Here is a 15,478-nt window from a genome sequence, read left to right on the forward strand (position 1 = left end):
TCCTCAATTTATCCCGTTGGCACGTTGAATTTCACGAATGTACGCGATCACCATAGCAACGTCACCTCGCGTCAGACCTTCTACTGGCGGCATGTCTCCAAACTGCCAATGGTGGCTTCTTACACCTTGTGAAACCGCCCGCTGAAAGGCTTCATCGGCATGGTGGCTGGGTTCGTATATTTTGTGGATCAGAGGCGGTCCTGCGCCTTCTACACCGACCGCATTGACGCCGTGGCAGGAGGCGCAGGAGACCTCAAAGACACGCTGGCCGATTGCGGCATTACCCTCTATGGGCGGTATCTGAATTGCGACCATAGCATCGCCTTCAAGTGGTTCTTGAGGTGCGGCCTCTTCGATTGAACCGGGCCGAAGAGTTATGAAAGCGGCGACGGCAGCGACGGCGCATACGCCGAATAGTAAGTATCTTTTTTTCATGGATTGGTCCTGACATTCTGTAAGCTGTTAACGCCGCGAGACATCGCGAACAGCCACACGTGCCGTTCGCCTAAGCTCGCAAGGATTTACGCGGCTTCAAACGTCAGGGGGCCTGTAAGGGCTATCTGGTTCATTCAGCTTGGCTTGGGATCTAATTTGGAACTCCGGGTCAATATCACGTTGACGCAGTACGGCCTCACTGTTCTGGACGAGCAATACAACTGCTTGACAGAAAGCGGGGTTACAATCCCCGGTTCCTGAACTGTCGGGGTCATGGTGGGTAGTTGAGGTTGTGATATCGCCACTGCTCATTGCTTCGACAGTGTGTTTCGCCGATTGCATTTGGCCTTCACAGTGGTGGCCGATGCAGCCAATTGATCGGGCCTGAGCAATGGTACCAAACCCGGTCAGGATGACCAGAACGCTGACTAGCAGAACACGGGAGTATCGCCTTATGACCATGGTTCGTGACGCTAATGCAGAGGAAGACACATTACAACGTTGGTACACTAGGTATTTTGTAGCGACAAGTTATGCCTTGGGTCCAAGGCGGATGTTCGAGACGTGATTTAGGCCACTTTCCACTGGATAAAACCTCTCACTCACACCAGTATCAACCATAACGTGCAGTGTGTTTGCGGACTTCTCTGCATTTGTTTTGAACTAAACAATTAACAAGGCCCGATCCTGTGGAAGTATTGATACTGCTTATCATTGTAGGGGTAGTTGTGCTGTTCGTGGTACGCAGCAAACGCCAGCCCGACAAAAGCACTAAGCCGACCTACCAACCAACTTCGGACTTGAAGCCGAGATTGGATGCATCCAGCCTCCAAGTGGTTCAGCAACCGTCACGTTTCGATGCTGGCAGTGCAGTACCAAATACCTCCATTACTGTCTTGGAAGGTGCTGCGTACGTTGTGGACGGTGACACGATAAAGATACAAAAAAAGCAAGTGCGCTTGTTTGGAGTTGATGCACCCGAGATTAACCACCCCTACAGAAAGAAGGCCAAGTGGGCTTTGGTATCCCTGTGCAAGGGGCAAAAAGTGAGGGCAGAGGTTACTGCAGAGGATGCCCACGGTCGTACCGTGGCAAAGTGCTACCTTGAAGATGGGCGCGACCTGTCTGCGGAAATGGTCAAGCTGGGGATGGCGATAGACTGGCCGAAGTTCTCGGATGGGAAGTACAGTGATCTGGAATTGCCCGAAGTGAGAAAGAAGTTGTGGCTGGCTGACGCACGGCAAAAGGGGCGCATAAAGGTTTGGGAGCAATTCGAAGCCAAGCAAGCACAGCGCAATCAGAACAAGTAGCGAATAACCAATGGCAAGACGACAATGGCGCTGGAAACATTGGGTTCTACTAATTACCTAATTTGCATGAAAAAATCGCTATGTTCGGCGTTGGTGACGGCACTCTTTCTCTGTTCCTTGCCAGTGTTTGCTGAGAACTCAATTGTACCGAAACCGGTTTTTCCCGAAGGGGTCGAAGTCGCAGTAGATGTTGTGTCCTGCGCAAACACTGTGAATGGCCATATTGAACCTGTCGACGGAACACCTTGGGAACTGACACAAGCTGTCCTCGAACTGCCATATCAACATGAGAGCGAACGGCTAGCTGACGGGTTCTTTTTTGTTGTCGGCAGAAGGCTTGGGTATCACGTGACTTGGGTCGCCCTTCTTGATGTCTCTCAAAGCGACAGGGTTGCGTATGAAGTTAGGGATGAACAAGCGGGCCTTTGGACTTTTGGAGCAAGTCTTGTGCCGCCAGAAGTCATTTCCGCGCTCGGTGAATGCAATGTAAGATGGGGTGGTTTTTGGGGCGATGAGTTCCCGACAGTCGTTGTCGACGCTCCTGCTATCACACCGTTACCTCCGGAACAGAGGCTTCCAGATAACCCGTTAAGAAGTGGCGCTGACTTGCTTCCACCAATTGTGGCGAACAAGTAATACACTCAGTCCTACGTGTGGTGCTTGGTCTAGTGCGGGGTTTTGGTGTCGTGTCGGGTAGGGGCCAACGGAAGTAGTAGATGCCGTGTCGGGACAGTGAGAGATACGCATGCAGCTTCATTTTGTGTCACACCTGTGTGTCACACCGCTCTAATGCTTGCTATCTAGTTGTTCCGTTAGGTTTTGGTGGAGCCTAGGGGAGTCGAACCCCTGACCTCTTGCATGCCATGCAAGCGCTCTCCCAACTGAGCTAAGGCCCCTTTCCTGAACCGTCTAAGCGGTGGACGGACGTTTATGAGACAGCGCGCGCGAGTGCAAGTCCAAAAATAGGTCTTGGCACAAGATTCCAGCACCGGGTCGAGCTGTGAAATGAGGCGGCCCTGGCCGCCCCTGGTCCGGTTTAACTTTCGTCTTCCGAGGGAACGTCGGCAATATCGTCCAGTGAAACGTTGTCGCCGTCATCATCATCATCGTCCAGCAAGTCGTCGTCCAGATCGACGTCGACATTCTCGTCATCATCGATGACCAGATCTTCTTCTTCGGACGCTTTTTCACGTGCCTTGGCCGAAGCGGCATCCTCGGCATCTGCCGAGATCATCCGGCTCTTGCCGGTCTCAAGCTCCACGACCTCGCCGGTGTAGGGGCTAACGATCGGGTCCTTGTTCAGGTCATAAAACCGTTTGCCGGTGGTCGGGCAAACGCGCTTTACGCCCCATTCTTCCTTGGGCATGTCAATTCCCCTTGATATCAGGTGAGTCGTAACAACGATTCAGCTCAGTTGCCACAGGCGGCGGGCACTGTCAAAGCCTTTGCGCAGGAGAAGCCGGGTTATGGGCAAACATGCATTACCGGGGAAACCGCCAGTGCCTCTGACACTGCGAAAATCGGCGCGTGCGCGCCGCATCAGCCTGCGGATTTCCCAGTTGGACGGACGGGTTACGCTGACCTACCCGCACGGAGTTCCTGAATCCGAGGCGCTGGATTTCGCGCGTGTGAAGGAAGACTGGATACGGGGACACCTGCAGGATCAACAGCACCCTGCGCCAGTTGAACTCGGACAAATGCTTCCGATCGAAGGGCTCGATCGGCGAATCGTGCCCGCCGATGGGCGACGGGTGCAGTTGCAAGGATCGGAGATCGCGGTGCCGGCAGGATCCGAGGCACGGCGGCTGGCCCGGTTCCTCAAGGAACTTGCGCGGGATCGATTGACCGAGGCCTGTGACGACTACGCGGCGATGCTGGACCGCACGTACAGCAGTCTGACCCTGCGGGACACACGATCTCGCTGGGGGTCGTGCAGTTCGCAGGGCGGGTTGATGTTTTCCTGGCGTTTGATCCTCGCCCCGCCCGAAATTCTGCACTACGTGGCGGCTCATGAGGTGGCTCATCTTGCCGAGATGAACCATTCGCCGGCGTTCTGGGCACAGGTCGAGCGGATTTTCGGACCCTGTAAATCTCAGCGGCGCTGGCTGCGCGACAATGGGGCAGATTTGCACCGCTACCGGTTTGATGCATCCTCGAGTTGACCCTGCGGGGATTTGTGATCACATGAGGTAATGTTGAACGCGCGCCCTACAGATTCTCAGACCGCCACCCATGATCGGGTGTATCGCGCGCTGCGGTCGCGCATCATGCACGGGCAGATTGCCCCGGGCCAGGCTTTGACATTGCGTGGGATCGGCAAGGAATTCGGTGTGTCGATGACGCCAGCGCGCGAGGCTGTGCGCCGATTGGCGGCGGAAGGAGCTTTGTTTCTGTCCACATCCGGGCGTGTGTCGACACCGGAACTGACCAACGACCGGATCGAAGAGCTGGCGGCTCTGCGTGCCTTGCTGGAGGTTGAACTGGCCAGCCGGGCTTTGCCGCGGGCGCATATTGCACTGATCGACAGGTTGCAGAGCATCAACATGACGGTTGCCGAAATGGTAACCAAGCGAGATGCGGTCGGGTATATCCGCGCAAATCTGGACTTTCACAGAACGCTGTATTTGCGTGCCCAGGCGCCAGCGATGCTGGCCATGGCCGAGACGGTCTGGTTGCAATTGGGCCCAACCATGCGCGCGCTCTATGGTCGGCTGCGGCGCACCGAGCCGCCGCATTACCACAAGCTGATTATCGCGGCGCTGAAGGCCGGGGATGAACCAGGGCTGCGCCTCGCGGTCCGCTCCGACGTGACGCAAGGGCTGCGCCTGTTGGTCAGCTGAGCAGGTTCTGGCAACCCACTGAGCCTCATGAAATTCGAGCCCTGTTGGCATCGCGTCGTTCTGGTCTGAACGGTCCGACTGGGTTACTCTGAAGAAAATCACAACAAGAGCAGATTTCAGTCATGATGAATCGACGGACCTTTTCCATAGGACTTGGATCAACCCTATTGGCGGCCTGTTCAGACGCCAATCCGCCGGCCCGGGCCCCTGCGTCCCGAATGCAGGCGGTGCCAAATTCAGGGTATGATGCCTGGGTTGCCAGCTTCAAAGGGCGCGCAGCGTCTCAGGGGATTTCGCAATCGACAATAAACCGAGCCTTTCAGGGAGCCGGCTACCTGCCCGGCGTGATCGAGCGGGACCGCAATCAGGTCGAATTCAAACGCTCACTCGAAGACTACCTCGCAATTGCCGCCTCGGATGAACGGATCAGCACCGGCCAGCAGATGCTGCAACGTCACGGCCCGACTTTGTCGCGGATCGAATCCCAGTACGGCGTCGACAAGGAAGTTGTCGTCGCGGTTTGGGGGCTTGAGAGCCGTTACGGCGCGCGGCGCGGGGATGTTCCTGTGGTGTCGGCCTTGTCGACTCTGGCCTATGACGGGCGGCGCGGGCAGTTTTTTGAAAGCCAGTTGATTGCAGCGATGAAGATTCTGCAGAACGGTGACACAACGCCTGCCAATATGACCGGCAGCTGGGCCGGGGCGATGGGACATACACAGTTCATTCCGACGTCCTATCTGGCCTATGCGGTGGATTTCACCGGCGACGGGCGGCGGGATATCTGGGCCGAGGACCCGACGGATTCACTGGCCTCGACGGCCGCCTATCTGGCGCGGTCCGGCTGGGTGCGCGGCCAGCCCTGGGGCGGTGAGGTCGGATCGGCGGCGGCGAATTCCGGCACTCCGGTTGCAGTGCTGCAGCCCCAGACTCCGGGGCCGCGCATCGCCGTGTTCCGCAATTTTCAGGTGATAAAGCGGTATAACAATTCTGACAGCTACGCGATCGGGGTTGGTCACTTGTCCGACCGGATCGCGGGTGGCGCTCCGTTTCAGGCCTCATTTGGACCCGACGCGACGGGTCTGACGCTGGACGACCGCAAAGAGCTTCAGAGGAGGCTGACGTCGGCGGGATACGACACACAAGGAGCCGATGGCGTGGTCGGCAAGAACACCGAAGCCGCAATCAGCGCATATCAGCGTGCCAATGGATTGCCTACCACAGGGCAACCCTCACTGGCGTTGCTCCGGCAACTGGGTGGCTGAAAAGATCAGGCCGCCAGACCCTTTGAACCGATATCCAGGAATTTCTGGCGGCGATCCTTGATCAGGGCCGCCGAATCTTTTCCGTCCAGTTCCTCCAACATCGCCGCGATTGCGGACCGCACGGACTCGACAGCCGCAGGGCGGTCGCGATGCGCGCCTCCCTTGGGTTCGGTAATAATGTGGTCGCACACGCCAAGCTTATGAAGGTCCTGAGCCGTCAGGCGCAGCGCCTCTGCTGCCTCGCGCATCTTCTCGGAATCCTTCCACAAGATCGAGGCACAGCCCTCGGGAGAAATCACCGAATAGACCGAGTGTTCCAGCATCGCGACGCGGTTGGCCGTGGCAAAGGCCACAGCCCCGCCCGATCCGCCTTCGCCGATGATGACAGAGACCAGCGGCACACCGATCTTCAGGCACATCTCGGTCGATCGTGCGATGGCTTCGGACTGGCCGCGCTCCTCAGCCCCTTTGCCGGGGTAGGCGCCTGCAGTGTCGATCAGGGTGATCACCGGCAGGCCAAACCGACCCGCCATTTCCATCAGGCGCACCGCCTTGCGGTATCCTTCCGGGCGGGCCATGCCGAAATTCCGTTCGATCCGCGATTTGGTGTCCGATCCTTTCTCGTGCCCGATCACCATCACAGGCTGATCGTCAAACCGGGCCAGCCCGCCGATGACGGCCAGATCGTCCGCAAAGTTTCGGTCACCCGCAAGTGGCGTGAACTCGGTGAACAACGCGTCGACATAATCGTTGCAGTGGGGACGCTCGGGATGCCGCGCCACCTGGCATTTCCGCCACGGGGTCAGATCGGCATAAAGCTCATCCAGCAGCTTCGCGGCCTTGGCGTCCAGTGCGGCGGCTTCTTCAGCCACGTCCATCTCTTCGTTTGCCCGGGCCAGCGCGCGTAGCTCTTCTGCCTTGCCTTCGATTTCGGCCAGCGGTTTCTCGAAATCCAGATACTGGGTCATGACGCCTCTCAACGCGGAAGTTCCCTGCTATATGACCAAAGGTCGACCGGGATGCAACTCAGCAAGATTTGTGGGTTGGGAATATGCGATCTCGATTTGGCAAGTAGACGAGAAGGATACCCATATGGCCACCAGTTACGAAGACCGTGTCTTGCGCGTACTGGCCTACATCCATGACAACCCCGCCGGGGACCTGTCACTGGACCGGCTCGCGGATGTTGCCGCCATGTCGCGGTTTCACTGGCATCGCGTGTTTCGCGCGATTACCGGCGAAACCTGTGCGCAATCCGTGCGGCGTTTGCGGTTGCACCGTGCCGCCACGATGCTGGTGCAGTCCGACAAGCCGGTCGCCAGGATCGCGGTGGAGGTCGGTTATCCCAACCTGAAGTCTTTTGCACGGGCCTTTTCCGAGGCCTATGGCCGAAGCCCGTCAGCCTTTCGAAAGGCGGGACAGTTTCTGCCAGCCAACCCAAACTTCAGAACCGGAGAATATCCAATGTACCCCGTGACAACACGAACAGAACCGGCCCGCCGCGTCGTAGCGCTTCTGCACAAAGGGGCCTATGGCGAAATTGGCAAGAGCTTTGAGGCCTTCGCCGCCCTCTGCGAGTCGCGCAAGCTGTGGCCGCAGGTCGGACCGATGATTGGTGTCTATCTCGACGGCCCTGACACCGTTCCCGCAGATCAGTTGCGCAGTTATGCGGGGGCTGAATTTGGCGGCAAAGAAACCCCGGACGGTATGGAAGACCTTGAAATACCGGGCGGGAAGACGGCTGTCATGACCTTCAAGGGTCCGTATTCCGGGCTTCAGGCCGCTTATCACAGCCTGTTTGGCAACTGGCTACCGGAGTCAGGAGAAGAACCGGCAGATCAGCCGTGTTATGAGATCTACCTGAACGATCCACGCGAAACGGCACCCGACGACCTTCTGACGGAAATCTGTCTACCGCTGAAATGACTCATCCGGGCCAGAGCACCGGATAGAGCGAGGCCACAAGCAGCACGGCCATTGTCCAATTGAACACCAGCAACCGGCGCGGGTTCGTCAGAACCCGCGCCATCTGTTGTCCCAGAACAGTCCAAGTGCTGACCGAGGGCAGGTTCACCGCTCCGAACACCAGTGCGACAATCACAATGGCATTCAGAGTTTGCCCGGGGGCATAGGCCGTAGTGGCTGTCAGCGCCATGGCCCAGGCTTTTGGGTTGACCCACTGGAAGGCCGCAGCCTGCAGAAACGTCATCGGCACCCCGGTCGCCGTCGCTCCCCGGGCCGGCGCAGCATGTGCGATCTTCCACGCGAGAAACAGCAGGTAGGCCACCGATGCGATCTTTAGGATCACGTAGCTGACCGGATATCTGTCGAATATCTGCACCAGCCCGGCTCCGACCAGCAAGACCATGAAGGTAAAGCCCAGACCTATCCCCAGCATATGCGGGATCGTGCGGCGAAAACCGAAATTGGCGCCGGAAGCCATCAACATCAGATTGTTTGGCCCTGGCGTGATCGAAGAGACAAACGCAAAGACCAGCAGGGCAAGCAGGAGGTCATAGGTCATACCGAGGATCATTGCCCATTTGGCAGCAAATGAAATTGCGTTCTTGTGCAAACTGGCATTACAGTCGCAACTAATGACGAAGTTTGACGAGAAAAACCGACAAATATTGCGCGAACTGTCGCGAGACGGTCGTATCAGCAATCTGGAATTGGCGGATCGTGTCGACCTGTCCCCCTCGGCCTGTCTACGCCGGGTGCAAGAGTTGGAGCGCACAGGTGTGATCACTGGATATAGGGCCGTTCAGAACCCGGCAGCGTTGGGTATCGGTTTTGTCGCCTATATCGGTGTCGGACTGGGGGAACACACCAAAGCAGCGCAGGAAGGGTTCGAACGTGCCTTGCAGGACGCGCCGGAAGTCGTGGAGTGTCACAACATCACCGGCACCATCGAATACCTGTTGCGCGTCGAATGCGCTGACCTGCCATCCTATAAAATGTTCCACACCGAAGTACTGGGAACGTTGCCGCATGTGACCTCAATCACATCCTACGTTGTGATGGGCTCGCCCAAGGATTTAAGGGCCTGACGTTTGAAAATGTGAACTTTCACTCTCTTGCAGGGTCAAAACTCACGTCCTAGTGTCATCTCGATGACGACGCCCAAGGGACAATCCCCAAAGAATAGGGCGCGCACAGGGAGACATATATGAAACTCGTTCGAACCGGAGCGATTGCAATTGCCATGGCGGTATTCGCTGGATCGGTTGTTGCCGCCCCTTTGAAACTGCAGCCCGCAAGCCCGCAGCCCAGCCCGCAATCGGGTCTGAATGTGAAATACGCATGGGAGGGGAACCCGCCCCGGAAAATTCAGAACCTGTCCAAAGTTGAACTCCTTCTGAAAAAGGCGAAAGCGGGGCCGCCTTTGCAGGGCTTGGACTATCGCGATACGGAAGATGGCGATCCGGTTCTGACATACAATCAGGCGTACAACGTTGCCGCCGAAATTACAGGTTACATCCGTTTCGATTCTGCTGGCGTTTATGAGCTGGAAACGTGGTCAAATGATGGGCTTGAAGCGTGGGTCGGTGGCCAGCAGATTGGCTATGTGAACGGTCGTCAACCCTGCGAAGCCAATCAGCGAACCGAAGTCGAAGTGCCGCAGGCAGGGTGGTATCCAATCAAAATCAACTACTTTCAAAAGTATGGGTCGTCGTGCCTGATGATGAAATGGGGCAAGCAGGGCGAGCGGTTCACCTGGACACCCAACGACGTCTTTGGCCGCTGATACCCTTGAGATAGTCACCTTGAATCGAAAAGGCGCCACATGGGCGCCTTTTCGCTTTTTGGGTTGCACCGGTGTTACCCGTTCGCGGCAATCAGTTCGGCCTGCGCCACGATTACTTCGGCCTGCTTGATTGAGGCGATATCGACCAGTCGGCCTTTGTATACCGTCGCGCCTTCGCCGTTTGCTTTCGCTTGTTCCATTGCAGCCAGGATTTCGCGGGCTTCTGATACCGCTTCGTCTGACGGCGTGAATACCTCGTTGGCCAACGCGATCTGCTTGGGGTGGATGGCCCATTTGCCAACCATCCCAAGCGTGGCAGACCGCTTAGCCTGTGCGATATAGCCATCGTCATCAGAGAAATCGCCGAACGGACCATCTACCGGCAGAACGCCATGGGTGCGGCAGGCGGCGACGATAGCAGCCTGAGCCCAGTGCCATGGATCAGACCAGTGCTTTTCGCCATCCCGCAGCATGTAGTAATTTTCCTGCGTGCCACCGATGCCGGTGGTCTGCATGCCCATCGAGGCTGCGAAGTCGGCAGCACCCAGGCTCATGGCTTGCATCCGCGGGGACGCCGCTGCGATCTCTTCCACATGAGCGATGCCTGCAGCGGATTCGATGATGACCTCAAAAGAAATTGGCTTGGACCGGCCCTTTGCGCGCTCAACCGCCGTAACCAGCGCATCAACTGCGTAGACGTCCGCCGCGCAACCGACTTTGGGAATCATGATCTGATCCAACCGGTCACCGGCCTGTTCCAGCACATCCACCACATCCCGGTACCAATAGGGTGTATCCAGCCCGTTGATGCGCACCGACATGTATTTGTTGCCCCAGTCGACGGTGTTGAGCGCTTCGATCACGTTTGTACGGGCGGCGTCCTTGTCCGAAGGGGCAACCGAGTCCTCGAGGTCCAGGTTGATCACGTCTGCGGCCGACGCGGCCATCTTGGGGAACAGCTTGGTGTTCGAACCGGGGCCAAACAGCTGGCAACGGTTGGGGCGGGCCGGGGCGGTGGGTTGAATGCGGAAACTCATCTTGACCTCGTTGGGTAATGAAGTTGCGATTTGCTCGCGTGCCGGGGTATTAAATTGCGCATGCTTGTGCAAGTCGCATTGTGCAATCGCGGCAATGCAAACGCAGAATGCACGGCGGATCGCGTATGTGGCGGCGATGAAAGTTTAATCAGTTTGCAAACTTCGGAGATTTTTGCGGGAAATCGGTAAAGCATGCAAAATTGTTGCATGTGCCTGCGGGCTGCGTAATCAAAACGCGAAACGCTCGTTTTAGCGGTTCTCTAGCTTATGCCAGAATCAAAGGAGTGCAGCGCAATGATCGAGACACCGTATCTGCTGTTTTTGGGTGATGCGCCCGACCAACTGGCGGCCAAAGTTGCGATTGGGATCAAGGACTGGCGCCCGGAGAATGCGGTGGGGCAGTACCGGATGGAGGGCTGCAAGGCTGATCTGGGCCTGACGGACATGACCCTGACCGAAGCGCGCGCTGCGGGAGCCAAGACTGTGGTGATCGGTGTTGCCAATCGGGGTGGGGTGATCAGCCAGGAATGGAAGAAGGTCCTCGTGATGGCGCTTGAGGAAGGGTTCGATCTGGCGTCGGGCCTGCACAATCTGCTGCGCGATGAGCCTGATCTGGTGGCCGTGGCCGAAGCAACCGGGCGCAAACTGCATGATGTCCGTGTTCCCGAAGTCGAGTACCCAATTGCCAATGGCATCAAGCGCAAAGGCAAACGGTGTCTGGCGGTCGGAACGGATTGCTCGGTCGGCAAAATGTACACGGCGATGGCAATGGATGCCGAGATGCGCACCCGCGGGATGAAATCCACGTTCCGCGCGACCGGTCAGACTGGTATCCTGATCACCGGCGATGGCGTGCCGTTGGACGCTGTTGTCGCGGATTTCATGGCAGGCTCGGTCGAATGGCTGACGCCAGACAATGACGACGATCACTGGGATCTGATCGAAGGGCAGGGGTCTTTGTTTCACGTCTCTTATTCCGGTGTGACAATGGCGCTGATCCACGGGGGCCAGCCCGATGCGCTGATTCTGTCTCACGAGCCAACACGCGAGCATATGCGCGGTCTGCCGACCTATCAGTTGCCGTCCCTCGAAACCCTCCGCGACACGGCACTCGATCTGGCGCAGGTTGCGAACCCCGATTGCCAAGTCATCGGCATCTCCGTGAACACCCAGCATATGAGCGAAGAAGACGCCAGCGCGTATCTCGCCAAGCTCGAAGCCGAAATGGGACTGCCAGCCACCGACCCCTTCCGGTTCGGGCCCGGCAAGCTGGTCGACGCGCTCGCCGCGATCTGATCTAAACGGCACGGCGGCGGTCGGCAGGCACTGCTTCCAGCGCGAATGGCTATCAAAAGATGAAGGAGTGTGCGGGTGCAGGTAGACGTCTCTCGCGATGTGTTCCAACTGGCGCAGGTCTTTACCATTTCGCGCGGATCGCGGACACAGGCTGAGGTTTTGACCGTGCGTATTTCCGACGGTACACACCAAGGCTGGGGCGAGTGCGTGCCTTACGTCCGGTACAATGAGACGCCGGCGTCGGTCGAGGCTGAAATCGCTGGCTTGCCCGAGGGTTTTAGCCGTACCGATCTGATGGGGCTGTTGCCCGCCGGGGCCGCGCGCAATGCTGTCGATTGCGCGCTCTGGGACCTCGAATGCAAACAAGCTGGCAAACGGGCGTGGGATCTGGCAGGCCTGCCCGAACCGGGGCCGGAGATAACGGCCTATACCTTGTCGCTGGACACCCCCGAAGCCATGCAAGCACAAGCCGCCCAGAACGCTTTTCGCCCGCTGCTGAAAATCAAGTTGGGCACAGCGGATGACATGCCGCGACTTGAGGCGGTGCGCGCAGGTGCTCCGAATTCAAAGATCATCGTGGATGCCAACGAAGGATGGTCGGCCGACGTCTATACCGATTTGGCACCACATCTTGTTCGGCTGGGTGTGGCGCTGGTCGAACAGCCCTTGCCCGCCGGTGACGATGATGCGCTGATCGGGATGGAGCGCCCGGTGCCGGTTTGTGCCGACGAATCCTGTCATGATCGCAACAGCCTGCCAGCCCTCAAAGGCAAATACGATGTGATCAACATCAAGGTCGACAAAACCGGTGGCCTGACCGAGGCGCTCGCCCTGCGTCAGGCCGCGCTGACGGAGGGGTATCGCATCATGGTCGGCTGCATGGTCGGCAGCTCTCTGGCCATGGCGCCGGCAACGCTTGTGGCGCAGGGTGCGATGGTTACGGACCTTGACGGCCCGCTCCTCTTGGCCGAAGACCGTGACAACCCGCTGATATTTGATGACGCCGGAGTGCACCCGCCTGGCGCGGCACTCTGGGGCTGAGGAGACAAAGATGACCCGTACCGTTTATGTGAATGGTGAATACCTGCCCGAAACCGAGGCCAAGATCTCCATCTTTGATCGCGGGTTCCTGATGGCGGACGCCGTTTACGAAGTCACAAGTGTGCTGGATGGAAAGTTGATCGATTTTGACGGGCATGCGGTCCGCCTCAAACGATCGCTCGACGAGTTGGACATGGCCGAACCGTGCAGCAAGGACGCGTTGCTGGAAATCCATCGCAGGCTGGTGGACCTGAACGATATCGATGAAGGTCTGATTTACCTTCAAGTCTCGCGCGGCAGCGATGGTGACCGGGACTTCGTCTTCCCGGCTGACGATACAAAGCCAACTATTGTCCTGTTTACCCAGAACAAGCCCGGGTTGGCGGACAGCCCCGCCTCGCGAAAAGGCGCCAAGATCATCTCGATCGACGACATCCGCTGGGGTCGCCGCGACATCAAGACCGTTCAGTTGCTCTATCCGTCCATGGGCAAGATGATGGCCAAGAAGGCGGGTGCGGATGATGCCTGGATGGTCGAGGATGGCTACGTCACCGAGGGCACCAGCAACAATGCCTATTTCGTCAAAGGCGGTAAGATTGTCACGCGTCCTCTGTCCAACGATATCCTGCACGGCATTACCCGCAAGGCGGTCTTGCGTATGGCCGCCGAGGCACAGATGGAGATCGAAGAACGCCTGTTCACGATTGACGAAGCGAAGGCGGCAGATGAAGCATTCACAACCTCGGCCAGCGCCTTTGTCATGCCGGTGATTGAGATCGATGGCGTGCAACTTGGGGATGGCACGCCGGGACCGATCGCGAAACGGCTACGTGAAATCTATCTGGACGAAAGCCGCAAAGCCGCCATCTGAGTGAGTTGAAGCTGATCAAGGAAAGGCCCGCCATTTTGGCGGGCCGTTGTTCTTGGCAAGGGTTCAGCCTTCACTCTTTCTTGCCAACATTCTCTTCGAAGGCGACTTCAAAAGCGGCCTGTTTTTCTGGGCTGGCCTCGGTCTGATAGTTGGCTTTCCATTCATCCATGGTCATGCCATAAAACTTCTCGCGGGCCTCGTCCTTGCCCATCTCGATGCCTTTTTCATTGGCCGCTTCCTGATACCAGCGTGACAGGCAGTTTCGGCAAAAACCCGTCAGGTTCATCATGTCGATGTTTTGAACATCGGTGCGATCTTCCATCAGGTGCTGTTGCAGCCGGCGAAAAGCGGCGGCCTGAAGTTCGATTTCTGTCTGCTGGTCCATGGGCGGTCTCCGAACGGTTGTCTTGCGTTTTGTTTATGACCTAACCATCCGAAGACTGCGTTACAACAAACACGCAAACCTCAAGCCAGTTTCAAAGCCGCCCACGGCATCAGGCAAAACACGATTGTCAGTATCTTGTAGTTGGCCAGATACTTGAAATACGCCTTTTTGACATCGGTACTGCCCATCTGAAACATCCTGCCGTGAATCCCGGCGATGCGATCCTGCAAGATCACGATCATCACGGTACTAAACAGCAAAACGGCAAAGTTTAGGACGGTCATCCATCCGAAGACGGTCGTCAGGAACTCCTGGGTCATGGTCGTCTCCTTTCCCGCTCAATATGGGGTTAAGGCGATGATTTCTCAAGGATATGTGGTTGAAAACCGACTACGCCTGACCCTGCGTCACAGACCGCTTTCTCCCAAAGCGTCCTGTAAAATAGGGGCCAGCCGTTCTGCCCAGGCGCGCTGACCGGTGTGGTCCGCGATCAGATTGTTGCGCAGCTCAATCAGAGCGTTGGGGCGTCCGAATGTCGTGCAATGCCGGTCAATGGCGTCCCCCGGCAGGACGCCTGTGTAGGGCTCATTGACGCCGATGCACAGATCGCCTTCGGCTTCGAGCCTGTCGATCAGCGGGCGCGAGAACCGTTCGTCGGGGGTATGCAATACGCCAACATGCCATGGGCGCGGTTCGCGTCCGCGCAGTTGCCGGGTAAAGGAGTGCATAGACACGACGATGGCATGAGGCAGCGCGGCCAAACGTTCCAGCGCGTCGTGATAGGGGCGATAGCACATGTTCAGCCGCCGCTCACGCTCCGCTGCATTCGCGTGTCGGTTCCCGGGAATGATTGACCCGTCATAGAGTTTCATCAGCAGGGTCGGATCGTCTTCACCCCGGTTCGGATCAATCACCAGTCGCGAAAAATTGGCTGCAATAACGGGCGCGTTCAATATCTCGCCCAAGTGCTTCGACACCTCGTATGCGCCCACGTCATATGCGATGTGACGCTCCATATCCTCACGCGGCAGACCCAGATCGCCGCCATTGATCTCGGGCGGGACGGCATTGGTTGCATGGTCGCATGTGATCAGCCAGCGGGATGGGCGATCCTCGCCGTGGATAAAGAACGGGGTGTACGTCATAAGCCTGTCATCAAGTTTGCCGCAGGTGTAGGGCAGTTGCCTGTGAAAGGGAATTGCGCAATAAGCACCTCAAGTACTGTTTGCGATAACATTGAGTAATCGAGGAGA

At 57.5% G+C, this 15,478-nt stretch carries 19 protein-coding genes and 1 tRNA gene; 11 read left to right on the forward strand and 9 right to left on the reverse strand.

What is annotated here, in order from left to right; translation table 11 throughout:
- Positions 1–3 precede the first annotated feature (3 nt).
- A complete protein-coding gene (locus ACR3E0_RS05090) occupies positions 4–435 on the reverse strand; it encodes a c-type cytochrome (RefSeq protein WP_480476792.1) in 432 nt (143 codons plus the stop codon).
- A gap of 689 nt (positions 436–1,124) precedes the next feature.
- Between ACR3E0_RS05090 and ACR3E0_RS05095 the strand changes: the two genes are divergently transcribed.
- Positions 1,125–1,745 (forward strand): thermonuclease family protein, encoded by a 621-nt coding sequence (locus ACR3E0_RS05095; protein WP_480476794.1) that lies wholly within the window; start codon positions 1,125–1,127, stop codon positions 1,743–1,745.
- 24 nt (positions 1,746–1,769) lie between these two features.
- Positions 1,770–2,381 carry a hypothetical protein gene (locus tag ACR3E0_RS05100; protein WP_480476796.1) on the forward strand — a complete coding sequence of 204 codons (612 nt, stop codon included), beginning with the start codon at positions 1,770–1,772 and terminating at the stop codon, positions 2,379–2,381.
- Between the two features lie 184 nt (positions 2,382–2,565).
- Here the strand turns inward: ACR3E0_RS05100 and ACR3E0_RS05105 are convergent.
- Positions 2,566–2,641, reverse strand: a tRNA-Ala gene (locus ACR3E0_RS05105).
- Between the two features lie 140 nt (positions 2,642–2,781).
- Entirely contained in the window at positions 2,782–3,111 is a 330-nt protein-coding gene (locus tag ACR3E0_RS05110; RefSeq protein ID WP_480476798.1) for a TIGR02300 family protein, read from the reverse strand.
- Positions 3,112–3,211: 100 nt separating this feature from the next.
- On the opposite strand from ACR3E0_RS05110, the gene ACR3E0_RS05115 reads away from it, so the two are divergent.
- From ACR3E0_RS05115 to ACR3E0_RS05125, 3 genes are all read left to right on the forward strand, one after another.
- Positions 3,212–3,907 (forward strand): M48 family metallopeptidase, encoded by a 696-nt coding sequence (locus ACR3E0_RS05115; RefSeq protein WP_480476800.1) that lies wholly within the window; start codon positions 3,212–3,214, stop codon positions 3,905–3,907.
- Positions 3,908–3,937: 30 nt separating this feature from the next.
- The gene (locus ACR3E0_RS05120; RefSeq protein WP_480476802.1) at positions 3,938–4,585 is read left to right on the forward strand and encodes a GntR family transcriptional regulator; all 648 of its coding nucleotides are present in this window, start codon (positions 3,938–3,940) and stop codon (positions 4,583–4,585) included.
- A 122-nt stretch (positions 4,586–4,707) separates the two neighbouring features.
- Positions 4,708–5,847, forward strand: coding sequence for a lytic murein transglycosylase (locus tag ACR3E0_RS05125; RefSeq protein WP_480476804.1), 1,140 nt, complete (start codon positions 4,708–4,710; stop codon positions 5,845–5,847).
- 5 nt (positions 5,848–5,852) lie between these two features.
- Here ACR3E0_RS05125 and ACR3E0_RS05130 read toward each other — a convergent pair whose 3' ends face one another.
- Positions 5,853–6,815 (reverse strand): acetyl-CoA carboxylase carboxyltransferase subunit alpha, encoded by a 963-nt coding sequence (locus ACR3E0_RS05130; RefSeq protein ID WP_480476806.1) that lies wholly within the window; start codon positions 6,813–6,815, stop codon positions 5,853–5,855.
- 124 nt (positions 6,816–6,939) lie between these two features.
- On the opposite strand from ACR3E0_RS05130, the gene ACR3E0_RS05135 reads away from it, so the two are divergent.
- A complete protein-coding gene (locus ACR3E0_RS05135; RefSeq protein WP_480476808.1) occupies positions 6,940–7,773 on the forward strand; it encodes an AraC family transcriptional regulator in 834 nt (277 codons plus the stop codon).
- Position 7,774: 1 nt separating this feature from the next.
- Here the strand turns inward: ACR3E0_RS05135 and ACR3E0_RS05140 are convergent, their stop codons facing one another.
- Positions 7,775–8,371: a LysE family translocator gene (locus ACR3E0_RS05140; RefSeq protein ID WP_480476810.1), complete on the reverse strand. Its 597-nt coding sequence runs from the start codon at positions 8,369–8,371 to the stop codon at positions 7,775–7,777.
- Between the two features lie 73 nt (positions 8,372–8,444).
- Here ACR3E0_RS05140 and ACR3E0_RS05145 point away from each other — a divergent pair, with 73 nt between their 5' ends.
- On the forward strand, positions 8,445–8,897 hold the full coding sequence (locus ACR3E0_RS05145; protein ID WP_480476812.1) for an Lrp/AsnC family transcriptional regulator: 453 nt from the start codon (positions 8,445–8,447) through the stop codon (positions 8,895–8,897).
- A gap of 119 nt (positions 8,898–9,016) precedes the next feature.
- Entirely contained in the window at positions 9,017–9,595 is a 579-nt protein-coding gene (locus ACR3E0_RS05150; protein ID WP_480476814.1) for a PA14 domain-containing protein, read from the forward strand.
- 74 nt (positions 9,596–9,669) lie between these two features.
- Here ACR3E0_RS05150 and ACR3E0_RS05155 read toward each other — a convergent pair whose 3' ends face one another.
- Positions 9,670–10,632 (reverse strand): L-malyl-CoA/beta-methylmalyl-CoA lyase, encoded by a 963-nt coding sequence (locus tag ACR3E0_RS05155; RefSeq protein ID WP_480476816.1) that lies wholly within the window; start codon positions 10,630–10,632, stop codon positions 9,670–9,672.
- Positions 10,633–10,926: 294 nt separating this feature from the next.
- On the opposite strand from ACR3E0_RS05155, the gene dgcN reads away from it, so the two are divergent.
- The 3 genes from dgcN (at position 10,927) to ACR3E0_RS05170 (ending at position 13,840) form a co-directional block, all read left to right on the forward strand.
- A complete protein-coding gene (gene dgcN, locus ACR3E0_RS05160) occupies positions 10,927–11,928 on the forward strand; it encodes an N-acetyltransferase DgcN (RefSeq protein WP_480476818.1) in 1,002 nt (333 codons plus the stop codon).
- 75 nt (positions 11,929–12,003) lie between these two features.
- Positions 12,004–12,969: an N-acetyl-D-Glu racemase DgcA gene (dgcA, locus tag ACR3E0_RS05165; RefSeq protein WP_480476820.1), complete on the forward strand. Its 966-nt coding sequence runs from the start codon at positions 12,004–12,006 to the stop codon at positions 12,967–12,969.
- 10 nt (positions 12,970–12,979) lie between these two features.
- On the forward strand, positions 12,980–13,840 hold the full coding sequence (locus ACR3E0_RS05170; protein WP_480476822.1) for a D-amino-acid transaminase: 861 nt from the start codon (positions 12,980–12,982) through the stop codon (positions 13,838–13,840).
- A 70-nt stretch (positions 13,841–13,910) separates the two neighbouring features.
- Here ACR3E0_RS05170 and ACR3E0_RS05175 read toward each other — a convergent pair whose 3' ends face one another.
- The 3 genes from ACR3E0_RS05175 to ACR3E0_RS05185 form a co-directional block, all read right to left on the reverse strand.
- Positions 13,911–14,225 carry a DUF1244 domain-containing protein gene (locus tag ACR3E0_RS05175; RefSeq protein ID WP_480476824.1) on the reverse strand — a complete coding sequence of 105 codons (315 nt, stop codon included), beginning with the start codon at positions 14,223–14,225 and terminating at the stop codon, positions 13,911–13,913.
- 80 nt (positions 14,226–14,305) lie between these two features.
- Positions 14,306–14,545 (reverse strand): DUF6868 family protein, encoded by a 240-nt coding sequence (locus ACR3E0_RS05180; protein ID WP_480476826.1) that lies wholly within the window; start codon positions 14,543–14,545, stop codon positions 14,306–14,308.
- 87 nt (positions 14,546–14,632) lie between these two features.
- Positions 14,633–15,370 carry an N-formylglutamate amidohydrolase gene (locus tag ACR3E0_RS05185; RefSeq protein ID WP_480476828.1) on the reverse strand — a complete coding sequence of 246 codons (738 nt, stop codon included), beginning with the start codon at positions 15,368–15,370 and terminating at the stop codon, positions 14,633–14,635.
- Between the last annotated feature and the right edge of the window lie 108 nt (positions 15,371–15,478).

This window comes from Ruegeria sp. AJ12 (assembly GCF_056536245.1).

Excerpts from the sequence above, each read along its gene's own strand:
- ACR3E0_RS05090 (WP_480476792.1), bottom strand. The coding sequence starts at position 435 with ATGAAAAAAAGATACTTACTATTCGGCGTATGCGCCGTCGCTGCCGTC.
- ACR3E0_RS05100 (WP_480476796.1), top strand. The coding sequence starts at position 1,770 with ATGGCGCTGGAAACATTGGGTTCTACTAATTACCTAATTTGCATGAAA.
- ACR3E0_RS05110 (WP_480476798.1), bottom strand. The coding sequence starts at position 3,111 with ATGCCCAAGGAAGAATGGGGCGTAAAGCGCGTTTGCCCGACCACCGGC.
- ACR3E0_RS05115 (WP_480476800.1), top strand. The coding sequence starts at position 3,212 with ATGGGCAAACATGCATTACCGGGGAAACCGCCAGTGCCTCTGACACTG.
- ACR3E0_RS05120 (WP_480476802.1), top strand. The coding sequence starts at position 3,938 with ATGTTGAACGCGCGCCCTACAGATTCTCAGACCGCCACCCATGATCGG.
- ACR3E0_RS05125 (WP_480476804.1), top strand. The coding sequence starts at position 4,708 with ATGATGAATCGACGGACCTTTTCCATAGGACTTGGATCAACCCTATTG.
- ACR3E0_RS05130 (WP_480476806.1), bottom strand. The coding sequence starts at position 6,815 with ATGACCCAGTATCTGGATTTCGAGAAACCGCTGGCCGAAATCGAAGGC.
- ACR3E0_RS05135 (WP_480476808.1), top strand. The coding sequence starts at position 6,940 with ATGGCCACCAGTTACGAAGACCGTGTCTTGCGCGTACTGGCCTACATC.
- ACR3E0_RS05140 (WP_480476810.1), bottom strand. The coding sequence starts at position 8,371 with ATGACCTATGACCTCCTGCTTGCCCTGCTGGTCTTTGCGTTTGTCTCT.
- ACR3E0_RS05145 (WP_480476812.1), top strand. The coding sequence starts at position 8,445 with ATGACGAAGTTTGACGAGAAAAACCGACAAATATTGCGCGAACTGTCG.
- ACR3E0_RS05150 (WP_480476814.1), top strand. The coding sequence starts at position 9,017 with ATGAAACTCGTTCGAACCGGAGCGATTGCAATTGCCATGGCGGTATTC.
- ACR3E0_RS05155 (WP_480476816.1), bottom strand. The coding sequence starts at position 10,632 with ATGAGTTTCCGCATTCAACCCACCGCCCCGGCCCGCCCCAACCGTTGC.
- dgcN (WP_480476818.1), top strand. The coding sequence starts at position 10,927 with ATGATCGAGACACCGTATCTGCTGTTTTTGGGTGATGCGCCCGACCAA.
- ACR3E0_RS05170 (WP_480476822.1), top strand. The coding sequence starts at position 12,980 with ATGACCCGTACCGTTTATGTGAATGGTGAATACCTGCCCGAAACCGAG.
- ACR3E0_RS05175 (WP_480476824.1), bottom strand. The coding sequence starts at position 14,225 with ATGGACCAGCAGACAGAAATCGAACTTCAGGCCGCCGCTTTTCGCCGG.
- ACR3E0_RS05180 (WP_480476826.1), bottom strand. The coding sequence starts at position 14,545 with ATGACCCAGGAGTTCCTGACGACCGTCTTCGGATGGATGACCGTCCTA.
- ACR3E0_RS05185 (WP_480476828.1), bottom strand. The coding sequence starts at position 15,370 with ATGACGTACACCCCGTTCTTTATCCACGGCGAGGATCGCCCATCCCGC.